This window comes from Gordonia sp. OPL2 (genome assembly GCF_003797825.1).
Taxonomy (GTDB): domain Bacteria; phylum Actinomycetota; class Actinomycetes; order Mycobacteriales; family Mycobacteriaceae; genus Gordonia.
This window is the reverse complement of the sequence record NZ_RKME01000009.1, coordinates 49,496-68,153: the sequence shown is the minus strand read 5'-3', so window position 1 is coordinate 68,153 and position 18,658 is coordinate 49,496. Positions and strand designations below refer to the sequence as shown.

General features: G+C 65.7%; 15 protein-coding genes, 2 pseudogenes and 1 riboswitch. Of the genes and pseudogenes, 7 read left to right on the top strand and 10 right to left on the bottom strand.

Annotation, left to right across the window (positions count from 1 at the left end; all coding sequences use genetic code 11):
* The first annotated feature begins 17 nt into the window (after positions 1–17).
* Positions 18–206 carry a hypothetical protein gene (locus EEB19_RS11495; RefSeq protein WP_187586292.1) on the top strand — a complete coding sequence of 63 codons (189 nt, stop codon included), beginning with the start codon at positions 18–20 and terminating at the stop codon, positions 204–206.
* A 24-nt stretch (positions 207–230) separates the two neighbouring features.
* On the opposite strand, the gene EEB19_RS11490 is transcribed toward EEB19_RS11495, so the two are convergent.
* Together EEB19_RS11490 and EEB19_RS11485 are read right to left on the bottom strand one after the other, a co-directional pair.
* On the bottom strand, positions 231–989 hold the full coding sequence (locus EEB19_RS11490) for a siderophore-interacting protein (RefSeq protein ID WP_187586290.1): 759 nt from the start codon (positions 987–989) through the stop codon (positions 231–233).
* Positions 990–1,074: 85 nt separating this feature from the next.
* Positions 1,075–1,422 carry a GNAT family N-acetyltransferase gene (locus EEB19_RS11485; protein ID WP_187586288.1) on the bottom strand — a complete coding sequence of 116 codons (348 nt, stop codon included), beginning with the start codon at positions 1,420–1,422 and terminating at the stop codon, positions 1,075–1,077.
* A gap of 213 nt (positions 1,423–1,635) precedes the next feature.
* Positions 1,636–1,750, top strand: a riboswitch (TPP riboswitch).
* Here EEB19_RS11485 and thiC point away from each other — a divergent pair.
* Together thiC and thiD are read left to right on the top strand one after the other, a co-directional pair.
* Positions 1,741–3,420, top strand: a complete 1,680-nt coding sequence (gene thiC, locus EEB19_RS11480; protein WP_187586286.1) for a phosphomethylpyrimidine synthase ThiC — start codon at positions 1,741–1,743, stop codon at positions 3,418–3,420. It overlaps the preceding riboswitch by 10 nt.
* Entirely contained in the window at positions 3,417–4,286 is an 870-nt protein-coding gene (gene thiD / locus EEB19_RS11475; RefSeq protein WP_187586283.1) for a bifunctional hydroxymethylpyrimidine kinase/phosphomethylpyrimidine kinase, read from the top strand. The genes thiC and thiD overlap by 4 nt, the downstream gene beginning before the upstream one ends.
* A 118-nt stretch (positions 4,287–4,404) precedes the next feature.
* Here the strand turns inward: thiD and EEB19_RS11470 are convergent, their stop codons facing one another.
* The 4 genes from EEB19_RS11470 to EEB19_RS11455 all read right to left on the bottom strand — a co-directional run bounded on the left by EEB19_RS11470 (position 4,405) and on the right by EEB19_RS11455 (position 10,258).
* A complete protein-coding gene (locus EEB19_RS11470; protein WP_187586281.1) occupies positions 4,405–6,072 on the bottom strand; it encodes an ABC transporter family substrate-binding protein in 1,668 nt (555 codons plus the stop codon).
* A complete protein-coding gene (locus EEB19_RS11465) occupies positions 6,069–8,156 on the bottom strand; it encodes an ABC transporter ATP-binding protein (RefSeq protein ID WP_187586279.1) in 2,088 nt (695 codons plus the stop codon). Before EEB19_RS11465 ends, EEB19_RS11470 begins: the two co-directional genes overlap by 4 nt.
* Positions 8,153–9,178: an ABC transporter permease gene (locus tag EEB19_RS11460; RefSeq protein WP_262365609.1), complete on the bottom strand. Its 1,026-nt coding sequence runs from the start codon at positions 9,176–9,178 to the stop codon at positions 8,153–8,155. Before EEB19_RS11460 ends, EEB19_RS11465 begins: the two co-directional genes overlap by 4 nt.
* A 96-nt stretch (positions 9,179–9,274) precedes the next feature.
* The gene (locus tag EEB19_RS11455) at positions 9,275–10,258 is read right to left on the bottom strand and encodes an ABC transporter permease (protein ID WP_187586276.1); all 984 of its coding nucleotides are present in this window, start codon (positions 10,256–10,258) and stop codon (positions 9,275–9,277) included.
* A gap of 143 nt (positions 10,259–10,401) precedes the next feature.
* Between EEB19_RS11455 and EEB19_RS26920 the strand changes: the two genes are divergently transcribed.
* Entirely contained in the window at positions 10,402–10,923 is a 522-nt protein-coding gene (locus tag EEB19_RS26920; protein WP_262365596.1) for a hypothetical protein, read from the top strand.
* Positions 10,924–11,288: 365 nt separating this feature from the next.
* Here the strand turns inward: EEB19_RS26920 and EEB19_RS26915 are convergent.
* The 3 genes and pseudogenes from EEB19_RS26915 to speB all read right to left on the bottom strand — a co-directional run.
* Positions 11,289–11,709: pseudogene (locus tag EEB19_RS26915) on the bottom strand (integrase core domain-containing protein); the annotation flags it as partial.
* Between the two features lie 700 nt (positions 11,710–12,409).
* Entirely contained in the window at positions 12,410–13,906 is a 1,497-nt protein-coding gene (locus EEB19_RS11440; protein ID WP_187586272.1) for a sodium:solute symporter, read from the bottom strand.
* 260 nt (positions 13,907–14,166) lie between these two features.
* Entirely contained in the window at positions 14,167–15,159 is a 993-nt protein-coding gene (gene speB, locus EEB19_RS11435; protein WP_187586478.1) for an agmatinase, read from the bottom strand.
* Between the two features lie 143 nt (positions 15,160–15,302).
* Between speB and EEB19_RS11430 the strand changes: the two genes are divergently transcribed.
* The gene (locus tag EEB19_RS11430) at positions 15,303–16,838 is read left to right on the top strand and encodes a PucR family transcriptional regulator (protein ID WP_187586270.1); all 1,536 of its coding nucleotides are present in this window, start codon (positions 15,303–15,305) and stop codon (positions 16,836–16,838) included.
* Between the two features lie 424 nt (positions 16,839–17,262).
* Here the strand turns inward: EEB19_RS11430 and EEB19_RS27185 are convergent.
* Positions 17,263–17,538 (bottom strand): annotated as a pseudogene (locus EEB19_RS27185) (CoA-binding protein); the annotation flags it as partial.
* 228 nt (positions 17,539–17,766) lie between these two features.
* Here EEB19_RS27185 and EEB19_RS26910 point away from each other — a divergent pair.
* Both EEB19_RS26910 and EEB19_RS26905 read left to right on the top strand, forming a co-directional pair.
* Entirely contained in the window at positions 17,767–18,396 is a 630-nt protein-coding gene (locus tag EEB19_RS26910; protein ID WP_262365595.1) for a hypothetical protein, read from the top strand.
* The gene (locus tag EEB19_RS26905; protein WP_262365594.1) at positions 18,362–18,652 is read left to right on the top strand and encodes a hypothetical protein; all 291 of its coding nucleotides are present in this window, start codon (positions 18,362–18,364) and stop codon (positions 18,650–18,652) included. Before EEB19_RS26910 ends, EEB19_RS26905 begins: the two co-directional genes overlap by 35 nt.
* Positions 18,653–18,658 lie beyond the last annotated feature (6 nt).

Sequence of the window (18,658 nt, the reverse complement as noted above, 5' to 3'; positions counted from 1 at the left end):
CCAGATTCTCGCCGATCGTGCCCAGCGCCGGACCAGACACGCCGACCGAGCGGGCACCTCGGCGCGTGAAGGCGCGTCAGAACACGATGGACGAAAATCTGGGCACGATCGACGAGATTTCGGGCACGATCGGCGAAAACTTGGGCACGATCGGCGAAAATCTGGGCACGGTCAGCGAACGCGGGTTCGACCAGCGCGCGAGCTGAGCCGTAGGGGCGGACCGGACCGACTCAGGACTCGGGGCCGTTCGCGCGCCAGTACGCCTGCGATTTCACGGCCGTCTTGGGAAGCTTGTAGTCGTTCTTGAACGACGCCGACACCGCACGGGTGGCCTTCATGTCGAGTGCGACCCAGCCGAAGTGACCCGTGGCGTCGAACGCCGCGTCCTTCACGGCGTCGGCGATCGCGTCTCCGTCGCTCCCCCGGTGAATCCAGTTGATGGTGTCGTGATCCCGGAGGCGTAGCGGGAGTGTCTTGTCCGACTCGTGGGTGTACTCGAACCACACGGTCGCCGGTGCAGACGGATTGGCCGACGCCGAGATGGCGTCGAGCAGCGAGTTGATCGCCGGGAGTGCGGCCGGATCGCCGGCGATCAGCCACCCGGCGGGCGCCGGTTCGGGGATGGCGAACTTGGAACCCATGAATGTCGCACCGATGGTGTCCCCGGGCTCTGCGGCGAGAGCCCATCGCGCGGCCGCGCCGTCGTGGATCGCGAACTCGATCGAGAACGAGTCCGTCGCGCGGTCGGGGTCGACGAGCGTGTAGCCGCGCTGATGCATCTTGCCGTGCTTGTTCTCGAACCAGATGCGAACCCACATCGTGGGGTGGACCGGACGATCGGCCAGCAGTCCGCCGCCGGTGAAGCCCAGCCGGATGTACTGGTCGGTGACCTTCTCGTTGCTGGTGACCGTCAACTCGTAGTCATCGGCGCCGAGCAGTTTGAGGACGGCGCCCTGCCATCCCCGCGACTTGGATTTCGTCTCGACCATGTCCGGACGGGCCTTCCCCTCGAATGCAGCAACGATCGCCAGCTTAGCCTACGCTAACTTGGTGCTGCGTCCCTCGGACGGACGATCACGCGGGCGCGAGCGCCACGATCCCGGGATGCGAGTCGAGGTACGACTTGGTGAACGAGCACACCGGACGCAGTCGGGCACCCTGCTCCCGCACGTAGCCGATGGCACCCACCATCAATCGGGTGCCGAGCCCGTGGCCCGTGTACTCGTCGTATAGCACGGTGTGCAGGATCGTGACGGTCGGGCGGCCGTCGACGATCTCCCTGCTGTAGCCGAGCACTCCGACGAGGTCGCCAGCGACCCACAGCTCGAAACGATCCCGGTCGGTGTTGTGGACCACCTGGGCGATCTGCTGCAGGATCGCCTGCGCAGACTGCGGTGGCCGCTGTCGATTCTTCCTCTGCACGATCCCCTCCTGCGGACACACTGCACTGATCGCCGCAGCCCGGACTCCCCTTCCCGACGACGACGCGGACCCTTGTGATCCGGGTCACACTCTACCTTACGATGCCGTAGGTCGCGCGAAACCCGAGCAGATTTTTCGCACGGCGAACAACACCTCGGCAGCCAGGACACGTTAGGGTGTGCAGTGGCCCGGCGACAGCCTCCGGGCCCGACAAATACACAACGCGGGGGCTCCCACGATGACCAGGGGCTGAGATGGCGACAGGCGGTCGCCGACCGCCTGAACCTGTCCGGATAATGCCGGCGTAGGGAGCCCCTCATGGGAACATCTGCATCCACATCTGCGTCCACACCCACCGTCTCGACCCTCACGACGGGCCCGATCGAGGGCAGCGCCAAGCACTACCGCGAGATCGACCATCTGCGCGTCCCGCAGCGACGGATCTCGCTGACCAACAGTGAGCACCTCGACGTCTACGACACCTCCGGTCCCTACACGGATGCGACCGCGACGATCGACGTCGAGAAGGGCCTGGCGCCGACCCGCGACTCGTGGCACCGGCCCGACCCCGTCGACGGGGCCACGACACAACTGGCGTGGGCCCGCGCGGGGATCGTGACCGACGAGATGCGGTTCATCGCGGCCCGCGAGGACGTCGACGTCGAACTGGTGCGCACCGAGGTCGCCGCGGGGCGGGCGGTGATCCCCGCCAATCACCGTCACCCCGAATGTGAACCGATGATCATCGGCAAGCGGTTCGCGGTGAAGGTCAACGCCAACATCGGCAACTCCGCGGTGACGAGTTCGATCGCCGAGGAGGTCGAGAAGATGGTGTGGGCCACCCGCTGGGGCGCCGACACCATCATGGATCTGTCCACCGGCAAGGACATCCACATGACCCGCGAATGGATTCTCCGCAATTCGCCGGTGCCGGTGGGCACGGTGCCGATCTATCAGGCACTCGAGAAGGTCAACGGCGACCCCACGAAGTTGACCTGGGAGATCTACCGCGACACCGTCATCGAGCAGGCGGAGCAGGGTGTCGACTACATGACGGTGCACGCCGGGGTCCTGCTGCGGTACGTGCCGCTGACCGCCCGCCGGGTCACCGGCATCGTGTCGCGCGGCGGATCGATCATGGCCGCATGGTGCCTGGCCCACCACGAGGAGTCGTTCCTCTACACGCATTTCGACGAACTGTGCGAGATCTTCGCCCGCTACGACATCACGTTCTCCCTCGGCGACGGCCTCCGGCCGGGATCGATCGCCGACGCCAACGACGAGGCCCAGTTCGCCGAGCTGCGCACCCTGGGCGAGTTGACGACGAAGGCGAAATCGCATGGCGTGCAGGTGATGATCGAAGGCCCGGGTCACGTCCCGATGCACAAGATCGCCGAGAACGTACGCCTCGAGGAGGAACTGTGCGAGGAGGCGCCGTTCTACACCCTCGGCCCGCTCGCCACCGACATCGCGCCGGCATACGACCACATCACCTCGGCCATCGGCGCCGCCATGATCGCCCAGGCAGGCACGGCCATGCTGTGCTACGTCACCCCGAAGGAGCATCTCGGCCTGCCCAACCGCGACGACGTGAAGGTCGGCGTCATCACCTACAAGATCGCCGCACACTCCGCCGACCTGGCGAAGGGACATCCGCGCGCGCAGGAACGCGACGACGCATTGAGCAAGGCGCGCTTCGAGTTCCGCTGGACCGACCAGTTCAACCTCGCGCTCGACCCCGACACCGCTCGTGAGTATCACGACGAAACGCTGCCGGCCGAGCCCGCCAAGACCGCGCACTTCTGCTCGATGTGCGGGCCGAAGTTCTGCTCGATGCGCATCTCGGCGGATGTCCGCGCCTACGCCGAGGAGAACAATCTGGTGACCGCCGAGGACATCGATCGCAAGATCGCCGAGGAGATGGCCGCCAAATCGGCCGAGTTCACCGAGGCCGGCGGTCGCGTGTACCTGCCCCTCGAGGCGGCCGGCGCACCATGACCGATTCTCGGCTCAGCGACCTCCGATTGCCCACCGCCGCACCGGGGATCACCCCGACCCGGGTTCTGACGATCGCCGGCTCGGACTCCGGCGGCGGTGCCGGCATCCAGGCCGATCTGCGGACCTTCGCACTGCTGGGTCTGCACGGTTGTGTTGCGGTCACCGCCGTGACCGTGCAGAACTCGGTGGGCGTGCAGGGTTTTCAGGAGATCGCGCCGGAGACGGTCGCCGCCCAGATGCACAGCGTGGTGCCCGACATCGGCGTCGCCGCCGCGAAGACCGGCATGCTGGCGTCGGCTCCGATCATCGACGCCGTCGCCCAGGCGTGCGACGAGCTCGGGATCGGTCGCGACGCCGACGTGCCGCTCGTCGTCGACCCCGTGTGTGCGTCGATGCACGGTGATCCGCTGCTGGCGAGCGAGGCGTTGGACACGCTGCGGTCTCGGCTGATCCCGCTCGCGACCGTGGTGACACCGAATCTCGACGAGGTCCGGCTCATCACCGGGATCGACGTGGTCGACCCGGCATCGCAGCGGTCCGCCGCACAGGCGCTGCACGATCTCGGCGCACGCTGGGCGTTGGTGAAGGGCGGCCATCTGCGGTCGTCGGATCACAGCCCGGATCTGCTGTTCGACGGCCACGAGTTCCACGAGTTCGATCATCCGCGGATCGACACCGGCCACGACCACGGCGCCGGCGACACGTTGGCTGCCGCCACGGCCTGCGCTCTGGCCCATGGATATTCGGTACCGGATGCCGTCGGTTTCGCCAAACGCTGGGTGACGCGTGGTCTGCAGGCGGCGTATCCGCTCGGCGCGGGCCACGGGCCGGTCAATCCGCTGTGGCGGGTCTCGGTCCAGAGCTGATCCCCGGGCCGGAGCCGCGAGTAGGAAAGTCTGACCGCATGAGCGTCACCGCTGATGTGGGGATGTCTGGACTATCCAGTTGTCCACTACTCAGTGGTGATGCTCATGCCGGCGGTGATCAGTTCTGCCACCCGATGTCCTCGACGGGTCCGATGTAGAACTGGCCCGCGCCGTAGTTGGCGAGCTTCTCCTTGACCGCGACCATCGACGGCCCGTTGAACAGCGGGAGATCCGAGTACTGGGCGAAGGCCTGTCGCTCCACCTTGTTGCCGGCGGCGATCTGGGCGGCCGGTTCGGGAATGGCGGCGACCCGGGCGATCTCGGCGTCGAGTTCCGGTGATCCTGCTCCCGCCTTGTTCAGCTGCGAACCCTCGCACCATGTCTGGCAGAGATAGGCCATGCCGAACGGATCGCTGGACGAGAAGCCGATCAGGAACAGGTCGAATTCCTTGTTCACCACGACCTTCGAGAAGTCCGACGCCGGGCGCAGGGCGATGACGACATCGACACCGATCTGCTTCAGGATCGCCTGGAACGCACGGGCCAGGTTCTGGCTGGCGGCGGCGTCGGAGAGGATCGGGAGCGTCACGGACAGGCGTCGGCCGTCCTTGACGCGGATGCCGTCGTCCCCCACCGCCCAGCCGGCCTCGTCGAGGATGGCCCGTGCCCGGTCCGGGTCGTAGCCGATGACGCCGTCGAGGTTGTCTTCGTAGCCGGGCTGGAACGAGTACATCTGCAACGATCCCGGCAGTGGCTCGGAGTAGTTCAGGCCGGTGAACCGGATGCGCGCCAGGGTGCTGCGGTCGACGCCGAACAACAGTCCCTCGCGAACGCGGCGATCGGCGAGGATCGGGGTGTCGAGATTGACCACGAGCAGCGACTGCTGCGGCGACGCGGCGGTGCGGATGTCGACGCCTCCCATGGTGATCACCTGAGCGCGGGAGTCCTTGCTCGCCACGCCGATGGCGTCGAGCTCGCCGTTGCGGAACGCGTTGATCGCCGCCTGATCCTCCATCTGTCGGAACACCCGTCGATCGAGCTTTCCGGGCTTGCCCCACCACTTCGGGTTGCGGGTGAACACGACGACACCGGTGTTCGGGTCGTAGCTGTTCACGGTGTACGGCCCCGCTCCCCACTCGGGGTGCGGGTTCTGCAGGTAGCCCTGGTTGTACAGATCCGCGGTCGAGACCTTCGGGTGCAGAAGCAGGTTGAACAGTCCGTCGGGCCACGCCCAGACACCTCGGAACCGGACCACGGCCTGCCGGTCGTCGACGCCCCGGGTCACCGACTCGATCTGGTCGTAACCGTCGGTGGCCCCGACGATGTAGTCCGGATCCGTACCGCTGCTGGTGCGCCAGGTGGTGACGAACGATCGGTAGTCGATCGGTGTGCCGTCGTTGAAGTACGCCTTCGGGTTGATCGTGTACGTGACGACGGTCTTGCCGTCGACGAGTTCCTTGCGCACGTCCGTGAGGTAGTCGCGGTTGAACGAGTAGGTGCCGTCCGGCGCGAAGTACGCCAGCGTCGGGTTGTACCACCGCCACATCAGCAGCGTGTAGGCCGAACCGTCGGCGTGGAAGGTGTTCCACTGCGGGGACACCTCGGGGACGGCGGTCGTCAGACTCCCACCGTCGCGGATGTTCTCCCGCGGCTGCGGATTGAGGTCTGCTCCTGTGGTGGAGATCGCGGAGTCGTCCAGCGCCACACCGCAACCGGCGGTGCCGACGACGCCCAGCACGACGGCGGCGACGAGCACGAACAGTCGACGGACGATCGGGTGTCTCATCGGTCGTCCCCTCCCGACACGGGCATGCGATCGGTGAAATGACAGGCCGACCCGTGCCCGGAGTCGGTCTCGCGAATCATCGGCACCTCGGTGCGGCACACCACGCGGTCCGACTCGGGCAGTCGCTGATGCAACGGGCACCGCCCGGCAAAGGCGCATCCGACGATCTCCTCCGACGGGCTGGGCAGCTCGCCGCGGAGGACGATCGGCGACCGCGCCCGTTCGGCATGGGGATCCGGGATCGGGACCGCCGACAGCAGCGCCTGGGTGTACGGATGTGCGGGACTTTCGAACACTTCTGCGGTGGAACCGAATTCGACGAACCGGCCGAGGTACATCACCGCCACCCGGTCGGCCATGTGGCGGATCACCGACAGATCGTGTGCGACGACGAGATAGGAGACGTCCCCGTCGGCCTGCAGACGCCGGATGAGGTTGACGATGTCGGCCTGCACGGACACGTCGAGCGCCGACAACGGCTCGTCGAGGATGATGAGCCGGGGATCGGTGGCCAGGGCCCGCGCGATCGCCAGGCGTTGTCGCTGCCCGCCGGAGAAGGCCGACGGATAGCGGTCGGCGTGCGCCGGGTCTAGCCCGACGCGGCGCAGCAGCCGGGCCACCCGGTCATCGGTCTCCGATCGTGACAATCCCAGCGCCCGTAGAGGTTCCGAGACGATGTCGAACGCGGTGAACCGTGGATCGAGCGCCTCGGCGGGGTCCTGGAACACGATGGACATGTCGCGACGCAACACTCGCGCCGCACGGCGCGACAACGACGACGGGTCGGTGCCCGACAGCCGGACCACCCCGGGCGGCTGGGCGAAGTCCATCACCTCGAGCAGCGTCGTCGATTTGCCGCTGCCCGATTCGCCGACGATCGCAAAGGTCTCGCCGCGTCGAATCCCGAACGAGATGCCGTCGACCGCCCGCACCGTCCCGATCCGACGGCGCAGCAGCCCCTTCGTGAGCGGGAACTCCTTGCGCAGCCCGGTGACCTCGAGGAGTACCTCGTCACTGCGGTCGGTGGGCGTGGAGTGGGGCGGCAGTCCGGGATCGTCGAAGACCGGTCTGCCGTCGACGGTGCCGTCGGCGGCGATCTCCCCGAGCCGAATACACGCGGCGTCGTGGGCGGCGCCGGGAGTCACTGCGGCCAGTGGTGGTTCGCCATGACGGCAGTCGTCGACGACGATCGGGCACCGCGGCGCGAATTGGCAGGCGTCGGGTGGGTCGATCAACACCGGTGGGCTGCCCGGGATCGGGGTGAGCGACTCGGTGACCCGGTCGACTCGCGGCATCGCCCCGAGCAGTCCGATCGTGTACGGCATCCGCGGCTCGTCGAAGAGCGGATCCACCGCCGCCCGTTCGACGGCACGCCCGCCGTACATGACGATGACGTCGTCGGCGGTGCCGGCGACCACACCGAGGTCGTGGGTGATGAGAACCATCGCGGCACCGGTCTCGGCGCGCGCCGTCGCGAGCAGGTCGAGGATCTGCGCCTGGATGGTCACGTCGAGGGCGGTGGTCGGTTCATCGGCGATGATCACCGCCGGATCGTTGGCGATGGCCATCGCGATCATCACCCGCTGACGCATCCCGCCGGACAGCTCGTGCGGGTACGACGTCGACCGGCGGATCGGGTCGGGGATGCCGACGAGGTCGAGCAAGTCGATCGCGCGGTCGGTCGCGGCCCTGCGCCCGATGGACTGATGGGCCTGCAGTGCCTCGACGATCTGCGCGCCGACGGTGAACACCGGGGTCAGCGACGACAGCGGGTCCTGGAAGATCATCGAGATCTCCCGCCCGCGCACCGACGACATCTCCGTGTCGGTGAGCCCGATCAGCTCGCGGCCGTTCATCGTCACCGACCCGCGGACGTCCGCCGATCCGGGCAACAGGCCGAGAACGGCCAACGCCGACACCGACTTCCCCGACCCCGACTCGCCGACGATCGCCAGGGTCGTCGCCGGGGCGACGTCGAAGGACAGGCCGCGCACGGCCTCGACTCGTCCGGCCTCCGAGCCGAACGCGACGTGGAGATCGCGCACCGACAACACCGGAGCGCCCGTCTCCGTGCCCGCCGTCATGCCCGCGCCCCCGATCCCGAGGTGGGGTCGAGGGCGTCGCGCAGGCCGTCGGCGATCAGCGCCATCGAGACCGTGAGCAGGGTCAGCACCGCGGCGGGGAAGTAGAACAGCCACGGCGAGGCGAACAGCGCTCCCGCCCCCGACTGCAGCAACGCGCCCAGGGTGACGTCGGGGATCTTCACGCCCAGACCGAGAAACGACAGCCCGGTCTCGGCGAGGACGGTCGCGACGACGCCGAGGGTGAAGTTGATGACGAGCAGCGAGGCCAGGTTGGGCAGGATGTGGCGGGCGACGATGGTCAGCGGCGGCTCTCCGAGATACCGTGCGGCCGCGACGTAATCGCGCTCCCGGATGGACTGCGCCATCGAATGGATGATGCGGGCCAACATCATCCAGCCGGTCACGGTGAACACGACGATGAGCCAGCGCCAGTCCCCACCGGTCTTGTTGGAGATCAGCGCGATGATCAGGAACGTCGGGATCACCAGCAGCAGATAGATGACACCGAGGATGGCGCGCTGCACCCACCCGCCGAAGTAGGCGGCGAACGCGCCGACGAACGCCGCGATGACGGTGGTCCCGATCGACACCGTAAGTGCGATGACGAGGGACCGCTGAAGCCCGTGGACGACTTGCGCGTAGAGGTCGTTGCCTGCGTCGTTCGTGCCGAACCAGTGGCCCGACGACGGCGGGAACCCGATCGCGAGGAAGTCGGTGTCGGTGTACGACCAGGGGGTCACGAGACCGCCGAACACGGCGAACAGCACCAGCAGGACGAAGATGACCAGGCCGACGAGGGCGGTGCGATTACGTGCGAATCGCCGGGCGATCAGCAGGATTCGGCCCGACCGTCCGCGGGCGACCGGTGTCTCGAGGCTGTCCTCGACAGGGCCGACGCCGTCGGCGAGCAGTCCGCCCGTCTCCCCCATGATGGGGGCGGTGGCCGTGGGGTCGTGATGGCCGCGACGGCGCGCGACGTCGGCGCGGGGCGACTCCTCGCGATTCGGTTCGGGCGGCATCATCACCATGTCGGCCTCACCGCCGTCGACCTCGCGACCATCGATCTCGCCACCATCGAACTCACCACCGTCGATCTCACCCTCTCGGTCCTCGCCATCTCAGGTCACCCGCACGCGGGGGTCGAGATAGACGACGGCGATGTCGGCCAGGATCGCACCGACCGCCGTGGCGACCGCACCGAACGCGGCGACCGCAACGACCCCGTAGACGTCGTTCGTGTTGATGGAGGTGACGAAGTAGCGGCCCATGCCCTCCCACCCGAAGATGGTCTCGGTGATGACAGCCCCGGTGAAGACGGCCGGAATGGCGAAGGCGATGCCCACCGCGACCGGGATGATCGCCGTGCGCAGCGCGTGCCTGCGGACCGCGACCCCTCGGGTGAGCCCCTTGGCCCGCGCGGTCCGCACGTAGTCGGCGTCGATCGTGTCGAGCAGCAGCGACCGCTGCATCAGGTGCAGGCCCGCATACTGGACGACGACCAGCGTGATCGTCGGCAGGATCAGGTGTTTGAGCCGGTCGAGCAGGACCGGGAAGAACCCATGGACATCGATGCTCGACGATCCGGCGACGAACACGACGGTGTGCCCGACCTGCTGATTGATCGCGATCCCCACGAGGACGACGGCGAGTCCGGCGACGGCGACCGGGACGTTGATCATCACGATGGAGACGAACTGCCACGCGCGGTCGGCGAGACGATAGTGGCGCAGTGCGGTGTAGACGCCGAGGGCGATGCCGAGGAGCGTGGCCAGCACCGTCGCGGCGGCGAGGAGCTGGACCGACGACCACAATCGGAAGGCGACCTGGGCGTTGACACTGGTCCCGACCGGCGTCGAACCCCAATCCCAGTGCAGCAGAATGTCGGTCAGCCACGTCCACCACCGCGCGAGGACGGGGGTCTTGTCGTTGAGGTTGTAGGTGCTCAGCGTGTTGTCGACGATCTCGGGCGGCAGTGGCGGTTTGCGCTGTGCGTAGTTCGAGCGCGGATCGAGGAACCAGGTGGCCAGGAAGAAGGCGAAGTTGGTGGCGATGAAGACAAGGACCGCCCACGAGGCGATGCGCTTGCACAGGTAACCGATCACCTACGACCTCTGCTCGGGCTGGGGGCTGGTCTGGCGTCCCGTCTTCTCTGTCAGCGTCAATGTGTCAGCGTCATTGTGTCAGCGGGCGGGCGTATTCGCCGGGTTTGGCGCGACCCGGGTGTGATCCCGCCATAATTCGGGGCATGGCCTGGAATTACCTGATGGACATGGACGGAGTGCTCGTCAGCGAGGAACACCTGATCCCCGGCGCCGATGCGTTCCTCACCGAACTGCGCGACAACGAGATCCCGTTCATCGTCCTCACCAACAACTCGATCCGCACGCCGCGGGATCTCCGTGCGCGCCTGCTGCGCACCGGCCTCGACATCCCGGAGTCGGCGATCTGGACGTCGGCGCTGGCCACGGCCCGATTCCTCGATTCACAACGACCCGGTGGGTCGGCCTATGTGGTCACGCCTGACGACCCAGTTGAGTTGGCGCACCGGCGGCGATGTCGACCTGGTTGGGTCGGCTCTAGCGCGCCGTCGGTGTCGCGGGCGCACGCACAACCGGGGGCATTTCGTAGAGCACGACAAGCGCTACAAGCGCGGCGGCGACGACCGCGATGCCCAGGACCGGTGACTGCCGATGATCTGGTGGTACGTCCTGCTACGGCCGCAGAAAGTACAGCGCGCCAGCCAGTGCAAGGAGCGCCACGCAGATGAGGAGGACGCAGTCATGTCGAGTTCCCTTTCCGGGATGGATCTGTGCAGTGGCCATTTCAGTTCACAGGGCGGCGACGCTGATCAGATCTGATTGTGTTGCCGGTGCGGCCAAGCTGGGCTGCAGGTAGTAGCAGCAGTCGCCTCAGAACCCGTAGCGGGGTCCAGGCAGCAGTGTTCACAGAGCTGCTCGAATTGGTGACACTCGCAGTCGCACGGCACCGGAGGCCCTGCATCGGGTTCGGTGGATGCGGTGGCGCTGGGTGTGTGTTGTGCGGTCGCCATTTTGTCGGCTTCTCTCTCGCAGTGCGGGGTTAGCGATGCAGGTGGTAGGTGTCGCGGGCGCCAGGCATGGGTTTGCCCCTGAATCACCTTAGGTTTTGTGCCGCCTCGTTGATGGGCTGGACCTCGGTGTTGAGGGCAGCGTAGTAGTCGTGCTCGTACTCGTTGGGCGGAAGCAGTCCGATACTGGAGTGCAGACGGTCGCAGTTGTACCAGTCGACCCAGCCCGCGGTGGCGTACTCGACGTTGGAGATCGTCTTGTACGGGCCGGCATGGAACACGGTGGTGCGGATGCATTCGGTCTTTTACAGCCCGTTCGCCGACTCGATCAGAGCGTTGTCGTAGGCATCGCCGACTGAGCCGATCGATGCCGCGATCTTCTCGAGATCGAGGTGAGCGGTCAGCTTGACCGACGTGTATTGATCAGGCTTGCGATCCGGCGTCGGAGTGGTGGATCAGGTGTCCGGCGATAACTGGATGGCCTTCGTGTGCACGCTGCCACAACGAGCTTGACAAGATTTCTGTGTAAGGACGGCACTCCTGATTTCTGTGTTACTGGTGGTGTTGCCGAGCTCAGGTACGGTTCGATGCGTCCTTCTCGACAGTTCCGCAAGGTCGCTTGGTTGGTATCGAGCAGCGCGCGCACTTGTTCGCGGGCCGCGAGCTTGCCACCACCATGCTCGGCGAGGTCAGAGCACCACGGCGACGGCACACGCCGGCAGCGTAATGTGGAGCGGGGTTATGGGATTGAAGGCGCTGCACCACGAGTTGCGATCGCGCGCACCTGACCCCGCTGCGTCCTGGCATCGACCGGCCTACACCGGGAGGACCCACCATGGAAGTGGTCGACATTCGGCAACACATTGAAAATTTGTGAGTCGCAATGAATTAGCGGGATGACTATTCGTGGTCGCCTCGATGCATGGTCCCCGCCAGGCTCGCGCGGGAGCTGCCGTTGCGCGTCGAGCCCCACCGTCGAGCGACGCACAAATCCGTGCGAGCGCAACGACGTCGATATCGCCTATGCACATACACTTCGTCGGCAACGATCCCGGTTTCGCGACGGTACGGCATGTCGCTGCGCCCCCGGTCCGGAGGCGACGCCAGGCGCGGACCCATTGTCCGCGCCTGGCGTCGTTTCACGAGTTGACGCGACACCCGGGTGGCCAATCTCGCGACAGCGTGACGATCGACCGCCCTCGGGGTGTCAGCTTTCGACAGCCGTCGGTCGGGTGTCGGCGACGTTCGAGTTCATCGCGCTGCCGTTGTGTCGCCCCGACGAACGCATCTTCCATTCTTGCCGAACCGGTTCCTGGGTCGGCGCGGTGGTCAGACTGACGACCACGTAAAGAAACAGTGAAGTGCCCAGGCCGACGTACACCGGCATGACGTCGAGAATGTCGTCCACGAGCAGGAGGGCAGTGACAGTTGCGATCAGACCGCCGACCATCGCCGCGATCGCTCCCGCCCCGTTGGCCCGTTTCCAGACGAGCCCGCCGACGATCGGGACGAAGAGTCCACCGACCAGGACGTCATACGCGATGGTGATCGCGCCGACGACATCGTTGATGAGGATGGACAACCCGACAGCGAGGACTCCGGTGACGATGATGTACACGCGGTTGCCGTGAACATCTTGCTCTGTGTCGTCGATCTCGTCGCCGTGCGATGGACGGCCGAGCAGTGTTTTCACAAATGGGGCAATGTCATTGCGGCATACTGTCGCGGTCGCGATGAGTGCTCCCGATGCAGTGGACATCATCGCCGCGACAGCTCCGGCGAGCACCAGGCCGGCGATCCCGACGGGAAGAATCTGGGCGGCGACGTCAGCGTACACGTCGTCAGACGCTTCGGCGTTCGGAATCAGGACTGCGCTTGCCGTACCGATCGCGGCACCCGCGATTCCGTACAGCACGCAGTACACACCGGCGGCTGTGCCACCCCAACGGGCCACTCGCGGCGATCGCGCGGTGAAGACGCGTTGCCAAACGTCCTGACCGATGAGAATTCCGAGGGTGTAGACGACGAAGTACGTCACGATACTGGCCCAACCGATCGAGGTGATGTCGAACACCTCGTCACCGAGTCGGTCGGTGATGCCGTCGAATCCGCCGGCTCGCGACCAGGTGAACGGCAGCATCAAGGCGAAGATTCCGATGGTCTTGACGATGAACTGAACCATGTCCGTGAGCGTGATCGCCCACATGCCACCGACGCTGGAATAGAAGACTACAATTGCGCCGCCGAGAATCACGGACTGGGCCTGTCCCAGATCGAAGAGCACCCTGAAGATGGTGGCGTAGGCGACGGTGGACGACACGCACAGCATCAGGGTGTAGATGGCCATCAGGATGCCCGAAGCGCGGGTCCCTTCGACGCCATACCGAAGCCGGAGCATGTCGCCCACCGTGTAGATGCCCAGTTTCTGCAAGCGAGGCGAGAAGATCAGGCTGAGGAGCAGGACGCCGGTCGCGACCGCCACCACGAGCCACATCCCCGCCATACCGTAGCGGTACCCGAGGCCGACACCGCCGACGGTCGAGGCTCCGCCGATGACGACTGCGCAAAGAGTGCCTGTGTAGAGCGCCGGTCCGAGACGCCTACCGGCGACGAGGAAATCGGCTGAGTTCGCCGACTTCTTCTTACCCCACCAGCCGAAGAGAAGCATCGCCGACAGATAGACGACGATTATTGCGATATCCATGAGAGGTGCTCTTTCTAGGAGAATTCGTTGAGGTCTGGGCGCGTGATCGAACGCGGGGCCAGCTGTTGACTACGAACGTGCGTAGCGATTTCATCGAGTGGCGCGATCCAGACGTCGGGGCCAGAGATCGCATCCTTGATCAAGTTGCTGAGCACAGATCCGCTCCCAGAACCGCTGATTCGGCATCGACATCGAAGGTGAACGCGGCAGCCGCCACTTTCCCTTCGGGCCAGGCCACGGGGCAGCGGGTAGCAGCGGGCTCATCGACGACGCTTCGCCAGAAGCGACACGAACTCATACGCCAGGTTGGCCGCCGCCACTCCCGTGAGCTCGGCGTGGTCATAGGCCGGCGACACCTCGACGATGTCGGCGCCGACGAGATTGAGTCCCGCGAAGCTGCGGACCATCTCCATCAGTTCACGACTGCTCATCCCACCCGCCTCCGGGGTGCCGGTTCCCGGCGCGTGCGCGGGATCCAGAACATCGATGTCGATGGAGACATACAACGGCGTCGACGCTCCGATGGTTTGTTCGAGCTCGTCGATGACGTCGTCGATCGGTCGGCGGATGAAGTCGCGACAATGGACGACGTGGAATCCGAGTTCAGCGTCTGAACGCAGGTCGTTCGGCGAGTAAAGCGATCCTCGAATGCCCACATGCGCGCTGTGGCCCTGGATGAACAAGCCGTCCTCGGCGGCCCGTCGAAAGGGCGTCCCGTGGGTCAGCGGTGTATCGAAATAGGTATCCCATGTGTCGAGGTGAGCGTCGAAGTGCACCAGGGCGACCGGCCCGTGAACTCGGTTGATCGCCTTGAGCAGCGGATAGGCGATCGTATGGTCGCCGCCGAGGGTGACGAGGCGTTCACCGTTGCGGATCAGCTCGAATGCCCCGGCTTCGATCTGCCCGACTGCAGTGTCGATGTCGAAGGGGTTGAAGGCGATGTCGCCGGCGTCCACGACCTGCTGATTCGCAAAAGGTTCGACATCGAGCGCCGGATTGTAAGTGCGCAGCAGTCGCGACGACTGTCGGATATGCGCCGGGCCGAACCGCGCGCCCGGCCGATAGGTGACGCCCGTGTCGAACGGCACCCCGACCACCGCCACGTCGTGGCGACCGATGTCTTCGAGCCGGGGCAGGCGCGCAAACGTGGAATGCCCCGCATACCGCGGGATCACCAGACCGTTGAGCGGTCCGACCGGGGTGTCGACGACGACGCCAGCACCGTGGTTGTTGTTTGTACTTCCTGGGGGCATTTGACCCTCGGCCTCGAATTGACTCATAGTGACGCTCCTCACGCAGTGTTCCTGCAACTATGAGCGCCAACCGAGGTCGGGTTAATACTCGGATCGTCTAAACTACGGCGATCTGTTTATACGTTTGACTAGAGAGTGGTGTGATGGCCCTGACAACGATCGCCGACCTGGTCGCGATGAGACACCTGCGGCTGAACCTGCGGGGTGGTGCGAGTGGTGTCGATCGCTCAGTCACGTGGGCGCAGACTTCCGATCTGGACAGCCCATGGGACTGGATGACCGGTGGCGAGTTGCTCATGAAAAACGGTCGAACGATGCCGGCGGCGGCAGACGACCAGGTCCAGTTCGTGAACAAGCTGGCCGATCATGCGATCAGTGGACTCGTTCTGGGGATCGATCCCGAAACCCCGACGATCGACGCCGAGGCCCTCTCCGCAGCGGATACTCGTGGTTTCCCGATCATCGTCGCGCCGTACTCGGTCGGTTTCGGCGCGATCGGCCGTGCGGTCGCCGATCAGAACGTGAGCGACGAGAGTCGACGACTGGCGCTGACGGGGCGGGTGTACACCATGATCCGGCGATCCGTGGCGGATACGACAGCTGTGGAAGTGATGCAGCCCCTCGCCAGAGACCTTGCATGCCAGATCGCTGTCCTCGACGCCGAGACCGGCCGCTCCGCACTCGATGACGGCCCGGATGTGCCGGCCGAATTGCAGGAAGCTGTCGTATCCGAAGTCCGTCGGCGGGGCGGGGCGCTGCCGGGGGTCGTCCACCTCGAGTCAGGTGGAAACCGCGCCCACCTGGTTGATGTGCCCGACGAAGAACCGACGGTGCTGCTGACGCATGCGTTCAGAGCCGAACCGCCGGACATCGTGCTGTTGCAGCACATCGCGACGGCAGCGGCGGTTCTGTTGGCCCAGCAAGGAATACGCAGAGAGCACGAACGACGGATCGGCGGGGAGTTGCTGGCGGCTCTGGTGGACGGGCGAGTCGGAGACGTCGAGGCGCGAGTCGGGCTCACGAGCCGCGGTCTGTTCCCCGAGTCGAGCGTCCTTGTCGCATGTGCCGGTGGGCGCGAGTCCGACGAACATCGCGTGCACCTGAGCTTGCACCGCCGCGCGGTGCCGAACTTGCTGCTTCGGAGGGCGGGCGTACTGTACGCGCTGCTCTCCGACAGCCGCGAGGCTGCACAAATCCTGCACCGCCGACTCGGTCCACGCGCCGCCCTGGGAGTCAGTGATCCGCTTGGGGTACCGAACCGGGCTCCTGACGCGGCGCGGGAAGCCAATTGGGCGCTGCGGGCTGCGGAGACCGCGCCCGGCCGAATCAGTCGTTACGCTGAGGCTTCGCCGCTGGCCGTGATGCGAGATACCGAAGAGGCAAGGTTGTTCGTCGATCGAACCCTTTCGGATGTGGCGGCATACGACGAGTCACACGGTAGCGAACTGCTGAAGACACTCGACACTTTCCTTAGTTGCGACAGGTCGTGGCAGCAGGCGGCCGTGAGTTTGGGCGTACACCGCCAGACCGTGGTGTACCGGATTCGGCGTGTCGAGGAGCTGACCGGACGGAATCTGTCTGTGACAGGTCATATCTCGGAGATGTGGCTGGCTCTGCGTGCACGAGATCTCCTGAGGACATCCCGGTCGACGAGGATTGCGGATAGTCAGACGTCGTGACCGGTGCGCCGCGGCCCGACCCGATTGCAAGAGTGTCGTCCGCAGCCCCCGTCACCTCGGTGCGAGATCGCAGACGATCGGCACGCGCGGGTGCCGATCCTCGGCGAAGAACCGAAGTTGATCGGCCAACCCGAGAACTGCTTTCTCCCCGAGGAGATCGCCGTCGACAACGGAACTCGCGGGCCGGTGTTGACGAACGCCTCGACAACCGCCCCGCTCGCAGCGACGAGCCGACCGACCCACGGCGGAGTTCGGAGCCGACCGTGCCGACATATTGGTGCGGCACCCGTGACCAGGTCGACCAGGCCCATGCAGTTCGGACCGAGGACGCCGAAGTCGTGATTGGACTGTCGTTGTTGGGGTTCGCAACCGAGATCAGTCGCGACCCGGAGTCCGTCGCGCCGACACCGGGAACGATGAAGGTCGAGACGCCGGCGGCCAGCCCGTCTTCGATGACGCCTAGCACACGGTCGGCACGAACCTGGACCACGGCAAGATCGACGGGTTTGTCGAGGTCGGTGAGCCTGGGTACTGCGGGCACACCGAGTACATCAGAATAGCGCGGCGTAACGGCGACCACCGGCCGGAATAGCCGAGCGTTCGGCAATAATCCAGGGCGACGTGCCCGATGAACCGTGAAGGCGAAGCCCCCACCGCGATAGAACGCGGGCTGTATCGCTGCAAGTGAGGCATACGACATCCTGATGTGGAGTCACCCCCACCTGATGCGACAAGCTGTAAACCCATAGCGTCGCCGGTATACAAATGTGAAGTTGCCCGTCCGGGTGAATCTCGAACTCTGACAACATGATTAAAACTCCGGCCACGAGCCGCGCCCTGGTTGCCGACCATTCCGATTCCGACAGCGTTCTGCAAATTCGAGACGTCCCGATGGGGGAACCTCGGTGGCGAGGATGTGTTGATCGCCGTGAACTGGTCCAGCACCAAGTACAAGGACGGCCTCGCGTCGCGGCGAGACGGTAAGGTCGCACGTCTCGACCCGATCATCCCGGGTATCGACCTCGCGGGCACCGTCATTGAGCCGGGTTCGTCCAAATTCGCCGCCGGCACCCCGGTGGTCGTACATAGATATGACCTGGGAGTCGCGCACCACGGTGGGTACTCGGAGTACGCCCGCGTCCCGGCCGAATGGGTTGTGCCGCTCCCCGAGCAGCTGACCCAACAACAGGCGATGGCATTGAGAACAGCCGGCTTCACCGCCGCTCTCAGCGTGATCGCGCTCGAGGACCACGGTCTACGGCCCGAGTCCGGACCGGTCCTCGTCACCGGTTCCACCGGCGGCGTCGGCAGCACAGCGGTCTTCATTCTGGCGAACCGCGGTTACGAGATCACAGCGGTCACCGGTAAGCCAGATGCGGCCGAGTGGCTGCGCTCTCTGGGCGCCACCGAGGTGATCGGACGGACGCGACGAGCTCGACGCGTCCCGGCCCCTTCAGCGCGAGAAGTGTTCCGGCGCAATCGATTGCGTGGGCGGCGAGACGCTTGCTGCGGCCCTGGCGTCCATGCGATATCAATCGGCCGTCGCTGCCTCGGGTAACACCGGTGAGGTCAAACTCCCCACCACTGTGTTCCCCTTCATCCTGCGCAGTGTCGCACTGCTCGGCATCGACTCGGTGCGGACCCCGATCTTCCGCCGGCGCGAGGTCTGGACGCGGCTGTCCGACGACCTCCGGCCGGTAATCGTCAACGATGGGGCCACCGAGGTCATCGGCTTGGATGAGGTCCCAGATGCATTACAGCGGATTCTGGGCGGGGACAATCGCGGACGGACCGTCGTTCGGGTTCGGAGTTAAGGCGTG